Raw genomic sequence first — 12,048 nt, forward strand, 5'->3', positions numbered from 1 at the left:
CCGTGATGAAACTGCTCCTTCTCGCCGATATCCCACCCTGCCGGAACTACACGGGTGGGCTCGTACTGGCAGAGCAGTGCCGGTTGCTGCCGCGGGGCTCCGTCAGCGGCTTCATCGTGCTCAATCCGCTCCTCAAGCCCGAGCTTTTCACGGACCTGGCCCATCTTCCGTTGGAGATCGCGGACAAGCCGAGCGAGCACGGCGAGTGGGAGCACGGGCTCGACGGTGCCATCGCTGCTGAGCGCCATAAGGCGACGGTGTTGCGCGACGAACTCGTGGCGCGAGCCGTGGCATTCGGACGGCGTGAGAAGGTGACGGCAGTCTGGGCGATGCTTGAGGGCCAGACGATTGTCCGCATGGCGCTCCCGGTCGCGCAGGCGCTCGGTGTACCGCTCTGCACCCAGGTTTGGGATCCCCTGTCGTGGTGGCTGCGCGAGCACAAGGTCGATCCGGTGAACGCGGCCGAGGCTACGGTGCAATTCGATGCCACGCTGCGGGCCAGCCGCGCCTGCGCCACAGCCTCGTGGAACATGGCCGAACACTATAGAAAGACCTATGGCATCCGATCTGTCCCCCTGATCTCAGGCTTTGCCGAGAGCAGCGGGAGGAGGCCGCCACTCCATCTGCACCGGGCCGACGAGGTGACGATTGGGATGATCGGACAGTTCTACGCAAGTGATGCATGGGAAGCATTGATCTCGGTTTTGGATCGTGAGAACTGGCGTATTGGCGAGCGCACGGTGCGAATATACTATCTTGGTGCTGCGCTCGCCGCGGATTCGCACTTTCGCAACCTCGTCCATGGCGGCTGGCTCAGCCCAACGGACGCGATTGATGCGCTGAGCTGCAACGCCGATATCCTGTATTGCCCCTATCCCTTTCGGCGTGACATGGCGGAAGTTGCGAGGATGAGCTTTCCCTCCAAGCTCGTTATGTACGCTGCCGCCGGCCGTCCTATCCTGTGTCACGCCCCTTATGATTCCTCGCCAGCCTGCTACCTCGATCGGAACGGCGCCGGCGCTGTGGTGAACACACTCGACGGCCGTTCTGTTTTCGAAATGATCCGATGGATGGTTGGAGACCTATCGGTCTACGCGCGTTTCGCTGCGGCCGCGCAACAGGCATTCCGCGCCGACTTCACGCATGCTACAATGGCAAGAAACGTCGAGGCATTCCTATCCTGACGGCCGAGGGTTTTTCCGTCACGCTGTCGCCGACGGCAATTCTCAAATCCCGTCTCAGGCACTTTCTCGAACCGAGCTGCGACTGCTCCGGCTGGAAGCGCCCTCACCAACCTAGCAGGATCTGATGCAGCGATCGCGTGAGGAAGCGGAGGAGTTGATCCGAGCCCTGGAAATGGTCTGGGGCGAGCAGTCCAATTTGGCCAAGACCTATCAGGCTGAGGCCGCGGACCTTTGGCGCCTCCACGCAGCACACGAGAAGCTGATTGCCGAGTTGCGCAGTGAAGTCAAGAACCTGCGCGCTCTGCTTGAGGCTTCGACCTCGAAAGATTCGAATACAAGTTTGCCGTAGGAAAGAGTCGAGGCAAGAACTTCGTGTCGTTCGCAATCGCCGTATGATTTTAGGAGCGGCACCTGTCCAGGAGAACAGTGATGCAGACGGCACATACGGAGCTCGACGGGCAGCATTTGAGGGCGCCTGGCACAGGTGACGTTTGGCTCGTATTCCACGGTCTGCGCCACCGGGTCGTCACCCCTTTGGCGCTGCTGGAAAACGATCATGCGACCGAATATGCGGATCTGGAAACGATTGCGGTTGGGCCCGAACTGTCTCCAGAAGCACGTCTCCTGCGCCCTGCAGGCTTGCCCTACGTATATCTCGTCTTCGGGGCACCCAAGACAATTCGCTGTCTCGTTGCAACACTCGAAACGTTCCTCGAATTCAGATTCAGCGCGAGTCGAGTCGTCGATGTTCCTCCGATCGTGCTCGACGCTATCCCGGTTGGGCCTGAGCTACAAGGCGCGGCGGATCGGCTCAATCGGGATGTGTCATCCTGAGTTGCGTGCCATCACGGTCTAGGGAGCTTGATACTATAGGTTGAGAAGCCGGCAGTGGCGAAGCTCGTAACGAGTGTCGCTCGCTACAGCCTCGTTGCGAGCGATCGGAGTGCGATCGGTGATCGAGATCCCCCGTGCGACGCGTTGCGTCGCTCTCAGAGCCTGTTTGAGAACTCTGTTTCATGCGGGATTGTTGAGTGCGTTGGCAGCCACGAGGCAGGCGACGCAGGCCAGGCGACCGGTGGCGACATCGAGGCGACCGGCGCGCTCGCGCAGCAAGCCGCCCCAGTGGCTGAGCCAGCCGAAGGTCCGCTCCACGACCCAGCGTCGCTCCAGCACGACGAAGCCCCTCTGATCCGGGTCCTTCTCGACGACGTGGTGGCGCATGCCGTGGAGGTTGCACCACTCCCGGCAGCGCTCGGCCGTGAAGGCGCCATCGATGATGGCCAGCCGTGGTTCTGGTCGACGCCCACAGCGCCGCCGCTGTCGGCGCGCCAGAGCGCGCATCAGGCTCTCGAACAGCCCCTTCTCGATCCAGCGCCGGAACCAGCCGTAGACCGTGCGCCAGGGCGGAAAGCCAGCCGGCAGCGCCCGCCACCCTCCGCCCGTCCGCAGGTGCCAGGCGATCCCCGCCAGCGCCCGGCGCACGGGCGTCGCATCCTGACGGCTGGGCGGATCGGCTCGTTCCAAGAAGCGAGCCACCTCGTCCAAGCCTGCTTGCAGCACCATGTCCTTCAGACGCGCCTCATGACGCGTCCGATGTCGGTCCGTCCACATCTGCTCTCCACTCCGCCCCGCCAGGCGGAATGCGTGTTGACACACGAGACAGATGGGGACAGCCGGCGGAGGAGCTCAAACAGGCTCTGAGCCGGAGAAGGATCCGAACCCTTCAAAAGCGTTGGTTGACGATGGGATCGGCTTTGGATCCTTGTTCACCACTTCGTCTTCGTCGGTGACAGATTGATCGGGCGTACGGTCGGGATTTTTCGGATAGTTCTGCTCAGAGACAAAGGCGAGCAGCTCGGCATGGCGATCAAGCTGCTTGTCTATGGTCATCCAAATTCCTCGGAGGATCGACCGCCGATACGGTCGAGCTTGGGATAGGCCTTTGTGGCCCGATTTGCAAAGTGTCCTCGCCAATCGGCGAAAGACCATTACGGTTCCAGTCGCGCGCGGCTTGGCCATCCGGCCACGGCGGGCTCGTGCGGAACAACACGTGTCACGCCTCAAGGCCGGTGTGTTCAGCCGAGGTTGCGGGCGGCCTGTCGATGTGGAGACCTGATCGTGAGACGAATGGCGCGCCCGAAAGGATTCGAACCTCTGACCCCCAGATTCGTAGTCTGGTGCTCTATCCAGCTGAGCTACGGGCGCCCTTATTTTACCGCCTCGACGCCTTGAAAGGCGTTTCTCTTCTTGCTTGGTCGGAGTGGCAGGATTTGAACCTGCGACCCCCACGTCCCGAACGTGGTGCGCTACCAGACTGCGCTACACTCCGATGCCGCCCCCGGCGGGCGACGAGCGGGCTTATAGCCGGCACTTCTGGCCGTCGCAAGCGGGTCGTCGCACTTCCCATCGTTTCTTTCGTCCCGCGTGAGGCGACCTGCCCCGGGCGTGGCCGCGAGATACGGCTCAGGTCACTGTTTCCATGGATGCTTTCCGCACGGGGCTTCGCATCCCGGCTGAGCAGATCATCTCGAAATTCCCGTCTTTCCCCTCTGCACGGCCCTGGATGGTCGCTGCATCGCGGCGTAGCGGGAGACCGAGGCTCGCCGGGGCCGGCCTGTCCTCTCGGTGTCCGTCCTCCCCAGCGAGGCCTGTGTGCTGCGACCGTCGATTGCAGCGACATTATTCCATGCGGCGAAACAATTTTTCCAGGCGAAACTCCGGGCGCTCGCTGTGGTTATGCGCGGATGTGATAGACGGCAGGGAGGTTGCGCGTGGCTTTCGATCCGCGGTCGGGCGCACAGTCACGTAATGATTGGGGGGACGGGGTCAAGATGTCGCATCCTCAACTCCTGCGCGATATGGCTCTTTTCGTCGAAGTCGCTCGCCGTAAGAGCTTTAGCCAGGCCGCCGCCGCTCTGGGCATGCCGATTTCTTCCCTGTCGCGTCGAATTACCATGTTCGAGTCGACAGTAGGCCTGCGGCTTCTCGATCGCACCACCCGCAAGCTGGCCCTGACCTCCTACGGCGAGGCCTATCTCGTCCAGGTCTCCCGCCTCGTCGACGAGGCCCAACGGACCTTCGACGACATGATGGCGGTGGCCAAGGGGCCGAGCGGCTTCCTCAAGATCGCCGCGCCGCCGGATTTCTGGGTGCTGCGCCATCTCTCGGGCGTGATCACGGAGTTCTCGGCCCTCCACGAGCACATCCACGTCCACGTCGATCTGAAGCCCGCCCCCGTCGATCTGGTGGGCGACAACTACGACCTCGCGGTGGCGATCGAGGAACCGCGCGAGACCTCGCTGATCGTGCGCAAGGTGGCGGAGGTGGAGAACGGCATCTTCGGCTCGCCGGACTATCTCGCCGAGCGCGGCGCGCCGACGATCCCGCTCGATCTCGAGCAGCATCAGGTCATCGTGCCGATGCAGGGCACCTGCGCCACGTGGAGCCTCACCCGCGGTGCCGAGAGCGTCGCGATCACCGTAGGTGGGCCGCTCTCCTGCAACTCGCTGAGTCTCGCCCGGCGCTTTGCCGTGGCGGGGCAGGGGCTGACCCGGGCCAACGTCATCAACGTCGACAACGACGTCTCGACCGGTCGGCTGCAGCGCGTGCTGCCGGATTGGACCCTGCCCTCGACGCCGGTCTACTTCGTCACGACCTCGCGGCTCCTGCCCGCCAAGGCCCGCAGCTTCATCGATTTCGCCACGAAGCGGCTCGCGGCCGTGCTCGCCAACGCCTCCGGCGAGTCGCGCTACGGCAGCGCTCGCTCGGCGCGCGTCGCCGAGCGGGCCGCCCTCTCCCCCTGAATTGGTTGTCATGGGGGCTTCACCGGCTCCGGCCGGCGGGCTCGTCATCTCACGCGTAGACGCTGCTCGGCGCCTGCGGGAATTTTTCCGCGAGCGCTCGGCGCAGCTTCTCCAGGGCGCGGTTCTCGATCTGGCGGACGCGTTCCTTCGAGATGCCGAGGCGGTGGCCGAGGGCTTCCAGGGTCGCCTGGTCCTCCGCCAGCCGCCGCTCCCGCAGGATGCGCAGCTCGCGCTCGGACAGAACCGTGAGCGCCTGCCGCAGCCAGACCAGACGGCGCTCGCCGTCGACCAGGGCCGAGACCGTCTCGTCGGGCAGGGCCGCACCGTCGACCAGGAAATCCATCCGCTCGGAGGAGGCCTCGCTCTCCTCGCCCACCGGCGCGTTCAGCGACATGTCGGGGCCGGACAGGCGCGCATCCATCAGCGCCACGTCCTCGCGGGACACGCCGATCGCGCTGGCGATCCGGCCGTGGATCTCGGAGCCGACCTGCTCCTCGGTCGATTGCATCAGCCGGGCGCGCAGGCGGCGCAGGTTGAAGAACAGGGCCTTCTGGGCGGAACTGGTTCCCCCACGCACGATCGACCAGTTGCGCAGGATGTAGTCCTGGATCGAGGCGCGGATCCACCAAGTGGCGTAAGTGGAGAAGCGCACGTCCCGCTCCGGCTCGAAGCGGGCGGCCGCCTCCATCAGGCCGACATGGCCCTCCTGCACGAGGTCGGCCATCGGCAGGCCGTAATGGCGGAAGCGGCCGGCGAGCGCGATCACGAGGCGCATGTGCGCGGAGATCAGCCGGTGCAGGGCGCGCTCGTCGCGCGCCTCCTTCCAGGCCACCGCCAGCCCTCGCTCTTCTTCCCTCGCAAGGAACGGCGCCTCCATCGCTGTCCGAATGAACTGACGCCGCATCCCCGCGATCTCTGCCATCCCCGCCTCTCTCTTCAGTTCTTGCGTTCGAGATTGTCGGACCTGATCGCATGGGTATGCGGTTCGGCGAAGCGCGCCGGACCGGACCATGGGATCGAGTCATCCGTGGCAGAGGCACAACACATCCGTGCGACGCTTGTTCCCTGCAGGCGCGTGGCGTCGGGGCGAAGATTTTCAAGAGAGGTGCGGAAGGCGCATGAAAAAAGGGCCCGGCGCGGCGCCGGACCCTCTGGCCTCACGTGGGTTCTGGCCTCACGTGGGTAACGCTGCCGCGGCCCGGATTCGGGCCGCCGGGGCGTGCCCTCAGGCCGCCTCTTCCTGCACGTCGCCGCCGCCCTCGGCTTCCGCCTCGGTCTCCGCATCGGCCTTGGCCCGGCGCGGCGACTTGGCGAGGCTCTGCTCGATCAGCTTGAGCGCCTCGGTCTCGGTGATCCTGTTCACCGAGGAGATCTCGCGCACGACGCGGTCGAGGGCGGCCTCGTAGAGCTGGCGCTCGCTGTAGGACTGCTCGGGCTGAGCCTCGGAGCGGTAGAGATCGCGCACCACTTCGGTGACCGAGATCAGGTCGCCGGAATTGATCTTGGCCTCGTATTCCTGGGCGCGGCGCGACCACATCGTCCGCTTGACGCGGGCGCGGCCGGTCAGCACGTCGAGCGCCTTCCTGACGAGTTCGGGTTCGGCCAGCTTGCGCATGCCGACGCTGTTGGCCTTCGCGGTGGGGACGCGCAGGACCATCTTGTCCTTCTCGAACGAGACGACGAACAGTTCGAGCTTGTAGCCCGCGATCTCCTGCTCCTCGATCGCGGTGATCCGCCCGACGCCGTGCGCCGGATACACGACCGCCTCGCCGGTCTTGAAGCCTTGGCGGCCTGCCGTCGTCTTCTTGGCTGTGGTCATGCGGAATGAGCCTCCACTGTCATCCACGCGGGGGGGCGCATCCACGCCCGCACGCTCGTCACTTTCCGGGGCGGGACACCCGGCGCATGCCCCTGTCCGGCGGCGCGCTGGGGAGGCGCCGTCCGGTTCCCGGGCTTTCGCGTTGCTCCCACCACACGAAGGAACGCGCCGGGAGCGGAATGCTTCCGGCGGTCGATCGCAGCCGACCTCTTTTCCAGGAAGGTGGAACCCGCTTGGCAGGCGAGAGGAGGGGCGCATCGGGCGTGAGCGACGGCGAACCCTCATGTAACACGAACGGGCCGGCGAATCAAAGGATTGCCGGCGCGCGAGCGCGTCTCCGCATGGGAGGATCGTAACCTTTCGCAAGGCGCGGACAGAGCGTCGGCCGATCCGCCCGAGGATCTTTCGGAGTAGGGCGCGGCCAATCCGGAGGGTTCTTCGTTCCGCCGCCTGGCCTGCGGTGAGAAGCCGCCGCGTCGGCCGGCGCCCCCTCCCCCGCCCGATCGGCGGACGGCGGAAGAAATCAGTCGCCGGAGCCGGGATTGGGCGAGAAATGCGCCTCCAGCTTGCCGCTCACCCCGTCCCACTGCTTGGCGTCGGCGGGGGCGTCCTTCTTCTGCGTGATGTTGGGCCAGGTCTTGGCGTAGTCGGCGTTGAGCTTGAGCCAGCTTTCGAGGCTGCCCTCGGTGTCGGGCTTGATCGCCTCGGCGGGGCATTCGGGCTCGCAGACGCCGCAATCGATGCATTCGTCGGGATGGATGACGAGCATGTTCTCGCCCTCGTAGAAGCAATCCACGGGGCACACCTCGACGCAGTCCATGTACTTGCACTTGATGCAGTTGTCGGTGACGACGTAGGTCATGGGCCGTTCGGTCCTTAGATCCGCTTGTCCTCGCGGGGTCGGGCGTGCCTCTCGGCCCGCCACCCGCTGCCTTTGCCGCGGATGCGATCCCTCTCGCGCGGGCGGTGTCATGCGAGCCTGCTCATGCGAGCCGGGCGCCGCCGCTCGATTTGGAAGCGCTCTAGCCCCTGGCCGGTGGGCTGACAAGCGTGCCCTTCCCCCTCCTCTGCCATGCGCGCCGCCGGGAGCCTTTCCGGCAACGCCGGCGCTGGCGCCCGGAGTTCCGTTCCGGGTCCGCGAAGAAAATGGAATGGGTGTGTTCAGTTCTGCGTAGTCTTAGTCGTTGGTTAATTTTACTGTCTTCGACAATCGAGCTTGTCCGGGGCGCAACCTTGGCGGCTATCTGTACGTCGAAAGGCGTGTCTGCCGAGCCCGGATCGGGCCGCGAGACCGCCGAGATCGTACCGAAGCCCGCGTCGTGTTCCGAGGTTGTCCGATGTCCGCCCCCCTGATCCGCCGGAGCCTGCCGCTCCTGTCGCTGGCCTCCCTCGCCCTGCTGTCGGCCGCTCCGGCCCGGGCCGGCGGCTGCGCCAGCGCCGAATGCTACCGCCGCGTCACGACGCCGCCGATCTACGACACCGTCTCGGAGCGGGTGCTGGTGCAGCCGCCGCGCACCGTCTACCGCACGACGCCGCCGGTCTACGACACGGTGTCCGAGCCGGTGCTGGTCGCCCCCGGCGGGCGGCGCTGGGTGACGCGCACCGACGCCTACGGTCAGCTCGTCGGTTGCTGGGTGACCACGCCGCCGCGCTACGCCGTGCAGACCCGGCGCGTGCTGGTGCGCCCGCCGGAGACGATCCCGCACACCCTGCCGCCGGTCTACGCCACGACGCAGCGCCGGGTGCTGGTGCAGCCCGCCCGGGCCGCCTGGGTGCCGGCCGCCGCCCCGGTCGCGGCACCGGGCTTCGCGTCCGGCTTCGGTTTCGGCGACGGTCCCGGCTATGGACCCCTCGGCGTCCCCTCGATCCCCGACGCCATCGGCATCGCCGGGGCTTCCTCGGCCGACGTGGCGGTGGGCCTCGGGTTCTCCCAGGGCAGCATCTACGACGGCTATTGAGTGTCTCTCACAAAACTCCCGCCGCGCTGTCGTCGCCAGAGCGAGCACGGTCGGTGACCGGGAGTTTTGTGAGGCACTCTGAGGCGCGGCCGGCCTTGATTCGAAGGCCGGCCGCCGTAGCTCCCCTGCCGACAGAGGGCGGGAGGAGATCATGGCGGCGTTCCGGGCCTGGGTGATCGAGAAGGGCGAGGCCGGCCAGAGCCTCGCCCTGCGCGATGTCGACGAGGCCGACCTGATGGAGGGCGACGTCACCGTGCGGGTCAGCCATTCCGGCCTGAACTACAAGGACGGGCTCGCCATGACCGGCCGGATGCCGGTGGTGCGCCGCTTCCCCATGATCCCCGGCATCGATTTCGCCGGCACCGTCGAGACGTCGGGGCATCCCGATTACAAGGCCGGCGACGCGGTGGTGCTCACCGGCTGGGGCGTCGGCGAGACGCATCTCGGCGGTCTCGCCGAGCGTGCCCGGGTGCGCGGCGACTGGCTGGTGCCCCTGCCCGAGGGCCTGAGCCCGGCCGAGGCCATGGCGATCGGCACCGCGGGCTGCACGGCGATGCTGTCGGTGCTGGCCCTGGAGCGGCACGGCCTGGCGCCGGAGGCCGGGCCGGCCCTGGTGACGGGTGCCTCCGGCGGCGTCGGCTCGGTGGCGGCGGCGCTCCTGAAGCGCGCCGGCTGGCACGTGATCGCCGCGACGGGCCGTGCCGGCGAGGCCGATTACCTGAAGAGCCTCGGCGCCGCCGAGATCCTGGAACGCGAGGCGCTGGCGGGCGAGCCGCGCCCGCTCGGCAAGGAGCGCTGGGCGGCCGGGATCGACGCGGTCGGCGGGAAGGTGCTCGCCAACGCCCTGTCGATGACGAAGGGCGGCGGCGCGATCGCCGCCTGCGGCAATGCCGGCGGCATGGACCTGCCCTCTTCGGTCGCCCCCTTCATCCTGCGCGGCGTCTCGCTCCTCGGCATCAACAGCGTGACGACGCCGCAGAAGCCCCGCCGCGCGGCCTGGGCCCGGCTCGCCCGCGACCTCGACCGCGATCTCCTCAAGGCGATGACCGAGACCGTGCCGCTGGCGGAAGCGGGCGGCCTCGCCGAGCGGCTGCTGGCGGGACAGGTGCGGGGTCGAACGGTGGTTGAAATCGGCTGAGGCCGTGGAACCGCAGCACGAGCGGAGGTGTTGCGGATCTCATGAGCAGAGCATTCGTCCGTGAGCCCGAGGGTGGCGAGGCCTTCGAGGACCTGCCCGACCGTCCGATTTCCGCCCACCCCAACTACGTGACGCCGGAGGGACTCGCGCGGATCGAGGCCGAGGTGATGCGCCTGGACGCGGAACTGTCCGGTCTCGCGCCGCAGGACAAGGCCGGCCATGCCCGCATCGCGCGCGACCTGCGCTACTGGAGCGCGCGGAAGAACTCGGCGGAGACCGTCGAGGCGTTCGAGGGCGACACCGTGCGCTTCGGCGCGACCGTGACCGTGCTGCGCGAGGACGACACCCGGCAGACCTTCCGCATCGTCGGCGAGGACGAGGCCGACCCGGCCGCCGGCTCGATCTCCTACGTCGCGCCGCTGGCCCGCGCGCTGACCGGCAAGGGCGTCGGCGACACCGTCACCGTGAACGACCACGCGTTCGAGATCGCCGCGATCCGCTGAACGGCGGACGTCGGAGGTTTCGAAAGGAGGAGTCCTTGTCATAGGGTCCAGGGCGGAGCCCCGCCAAAGGGACGATCCCCTTGGAAACCCGGATTCGGATCAGGTGAACAGGCTCGACACGCTCGATTCCGTGGCCGTGCGCCCGATCGCCTCGCCGAGCAGCGGCGCGATCGAGATCACGCGGATGTTGCGGGCGAGCTTCACGGCCTGCGTCGGCAGGATCGAGTCGGTGATGACCAGTTCCTTCATCCGCGAGGCGGCGATGCGGGAGACCGCGCCGCCCGACAGCACCCCGTGGGTGATGTAGGCGGAGACGTCCCTGGCGCCCGCGTTGAGCAGCGCCTCGGCCGCGTTCACCAGCGTGCCGCCGGAATCGACGATGTCGTCGACGAGGATGCAGGACTGGCCCGCCACGTCGCCGATGATGTTCATCACCTCCGACTCGCCCGCCCGCTCGCGGCGCTTGTCGACGATGGCCAGCGAGGCGTCGATGCGCTTGGCCAAGGCGCGAGCGCGCACCACGCCGCCGACATCCGGCGAGACCACCATGCGCTCGCCCGGCGCCAGGCGCTCCTTGATGTCGCGCACCATCACGGGGGCGGCGAACAGGTTGTCGGTGGGGATGTCGAAGAAGCCCTGGATCTGGCCGGCGTGGAGGTCGAGGGTCAGCACCCGGTCGGCGCCGGCCTCGGTGATGAGGTTGGCCACGAGCTTGGCCGAGATCGGCGTGCGGCCCGAGGTGCGCCGGTCCTGCCGGGCGTAGCCGAAATAGGGGATCACCGCCGTGATGCGCCGCGCCGACGACCGGCGCGCGGCGTCGATCATGATCAGCAGTTCCATCAGGTGGTCGTTGGCCGGGAACGAGGTCGACTGGACGATGAACACGTCCTCGCCGCGCACGTTCTCCTGCAGTTCGACGAAGATCTCCATGTCGGCGAAGCGCCGGACCATGCAGCTCGCGAGCGGAAGTTCGAGGTAGGCGGCGATCGCTTCCGCGAGCGGACGGCTCGCGTTGCCCGCGATGATCTTGATGGACGACGTCATGCCGGGCGTCTCTCGGCTCGCTTTTCAAGTCACTCGCGGGACGCGCGCGAAACGATTGCGTCCGAGACCGCACAAGCATCCGGCCGCGCGGCTCATACCAGCGGGGCCGGTCCGTCACAATGGTTTCATGGTCCGGCCCCGCCCCGCCGCGATCACGGTTCGAGCAGGCGGTGCAGGTGGACGATGAAGTAGCGGGTCTGGGCGTTGTCGACGGTGGCCTGCGCCTTGGAGCGCCATGCGGTCTGGGCGGAGGCGTAGTCGGGAAACACGCCGACGATGTCGAGAGCCTTCACGTCGCGGAAGCGCACCCCCGAGACATCCTCGAGTTCGCCGCCGAACACGAGGTGGAGCTTCTGGTCCGAGTCGATCGTCGTGGTCACGCGCCTCTCCTGCCGGATGCCGGGGCCCGCCGCCGGTCAGGCAGGAGCCGTGCCGCTCGGTCGCAGAGGCGGCCGTGTCGGTCAAGGTGCCCGTCGCGCAGGGAGGGGGTGACGCGGGGGCTGGGCGCAAAGCCGGTTCCGGCCCCGCGCGGTCGGCGCCTGTCCGATCCGCGGACGGAAGCTTTGCGGTCGATTTCCAACAGGGTCGATCGCCCGACG

General features: G+C 67.2%; 14 protein-coding genes and 2 tRNA genes. 7 read left to right on the forward strand and 9 right to left on the reverse strand.

The features are described 5' to 3' along the window. Positions 1 to 5 precede the first annotated feature (5 nt). The 3 genes from PGN25_00915 (at position 6) to PGN25_00925 (ending at position 2,018) form a co-directional block, all read left to right on the forward strand. Positions 6 to 1,184: a hypothetical protein gene (locus PGN25_00915; protein MEH3116211.1), complete on the forward strand. Its 1,179-nt coding sequence runs from the start codon at positions 6 to 8 to the stop codon at positions 1,182 to 1,184. A gap of 124 nt (positions 1,185 to 1,308) precedes the next feature. Continuing rightward, entirely contained in the window at positions 1,309 to 1,533 is a 225-nt protein-coding gene (locus tag PGN25_00920) for a hypothetical protein (GenBank protein MEH3116212.1), read from the forward strand. An 80-nt stretch (positions 1,534 to 1,613) separates the two neighbouring features. Then, entirely contained in the window at positions 1,614 to 2,018 is a 405-nt protein-coding gene (locus PGN25_00925) for a hypothetical protein (protein ID MEH3116213.1), read from the forward strand. A 180-nt stretch (positions 2,019 to 2,198) separates the two neighbouring features. On the opposite strand, the gene PGN25_00930 is transcribed toward PGN25_00925, so the two are convergent. The 4 genes from PGN25_00930 to PGN25_00945 form a co-directional block, all read right to left on the reverse strand. Next, on the reverse strand, positions 2,199 to 2,747 hold the full coding sequence (locus tag PGN25_00930; GenBank protein MEH3116214.1) for a transposase: 549 nt from the start codon (positions 2,745 to 2,747) through the stop codon (positions 2,199 to 2,201). A gap of 123 nt (positions 2,748 to 2,870) precedes the next feature. After that, positions 2,871 to 3,074 (reverse strand): hypothetical protein, encoded by a 204-nt coding sequence (locus PGN25_00935; GenBank protein ID MEH3116215.1) that lies wholly within the window; start codon positions 3,072 to 3,074, stop codon positions 2,871 to 2,873. 238 nt (positions 3,075 to 3,312) lie between these two features. Then, positions 3,313 to 3,389 (reverse strand) — tRNA-Arg (locus tag PGN25_00940). A gap of 47 nt (positions 3,390 to 3,436) precedes the next feature. Next, positions 3,437 to 3,513 (reverse strand) — tRNA-Pro (locus PGN25_00945). A gap of 529 nt (positions 3,514 to 4,042) precedes the next feature. Between PGN25_00945 and PGN25_00950 the strand changes: the two genes are divergently transcribed. Further along, the gene (locus PGN25_00950) at positions 4,043 to 4,987 is read left to right on the forward strand and encodes a LysR family transcriptional regulator (protein MEH3116216.1); all 945 of its coding nucleotides are present in this window, start codon (positions 4,043 to 4,045) and stop codon (positions 4,985 to 4,987) included. 49 nt (positions 4,988 to 5,036) lie between these two features. Here the strand turns inward: PGN25_00950 and PGN25_00955 are convergent, their stop codons facing one another. From PGN25_00955 to PGN25_00965, 3 genes are all read right to left on the reverse strand, one after another. Next, complete coding sequence (locus PGN25_00955) at positions 5,037 to 5,909, reverse strand: RNA polymerase factor sigma-32 (GenBank protein MEH3116217.1); 873 nt, start codon at positions 5,907 to 5,909, stop codon at positions 5,037 to 5,039. Positions 5,910 to 6,212: 303 nt separating this feature from the next. Further along, entirely contained in the window at positions 6,213 to 6,806 is a 594-nt protein-coding gene (locus PGN25_00960; protein MEH3116218.1) for a CarD family transcriptional regulator, read from the reverse strand. Between the two features lie 523 nt (positions 6,807 to 7,329). Beyond that, positions 7,330 to 7,668: a ferredoxin family protein gene (locus tag PGN25_00965; protein MEH3116219.1), complete on the reverse strand. Its 339-nt coding sequence runs from the start codon at positions 7,666 to 7,668 to the stop codon at positions 7,330 to 7,332. A gap of 475 nt (positions 7,669 to 8,143) precedes the next feature. On the opposite strand from PGN25_00965, the gene PGN25_00970 reads away from it, so the two are divergent. From PGN25_00970 to greA, 3 genes are all read left to right on the forward strand, one after another. Next, positions 8,144 to 8,764 (forward strand): hypothetical protein, encoded by a 621-nt coding sequence (locus PGN25_00970; GenBank protein MEH3116220.1) that lies wholly within the window; start codon positions 8,144 to 8,146, stop codon positions 8,762 to 8,764. Positions 8,765 to 8,915: 151 nt separating this feature from the next. After that, complete coding sequence (locus PGN25_00975) at positions 8,916 to 9,902, forward strand: oxidoreductase (protein ID MEH3116221.1); 987 nt, start codon at positions 8,916 to 8,918, stop codon at positions 9,900 to 9,902. A gap of 41 nt (positions 9,903 to 9,943) precedes the next feature. After that, complete coding sequence (greA, locus tag PGN25_00980) at positions 9,944 to 10,405, forward strand: transcription elongation factor GreA (GenBank protein ID MEH3116222.1); 462 nt, start codon at positions 9,944 to 9,946, stop codon at positions 10,403 to 10,405. Between the two features lie 99 nt (positions 10,406 to 10,504). On the opposite strand, the gene PGN25_00985 is transcribed toward greA, so the two are convergent. Together PGN25_00985 and PGN25_00990 are read right to left on the reverse strand one after the other, a co-directional pair. After that, positions 10,505 to 11,449: a ribose-phosphate pyrophosphokinase gene (locus PGN25_00985; GenBank protein MEH3116223.1), complete on the reverse strand. Its 945-nt coding sequence runs from the start codon at positions 11,447 to 11,449 to the stop codon at positions 10,505 to 10,507. A 152-nt stretch (positions 11,450 to 11,601) separates the two neighbouring features. Continuing rightward, complete coding sequence (locus tag PGN25_00990) at positions 11,602 to 11,829, reverse strand: DUF4170 domain-containing protein (protein MEH3116224.1); 228 nt, start codon at positions 11,827 to 11,829, stop codon at positions 11,602 to 11,604. Between the last annotated feature and the right edge of the window lie 219 nt (positions 11,830 to 12,048).

This window comes from Methylorubrum populi, assembly GCA_036946625.1.
Lineage (GTDB): Bacteria > Pseudomonadota > Alphaproteobacteria > Rhizobiales > Beijerinckiaceae > Methylobacterium > Methylobacterium populi_C.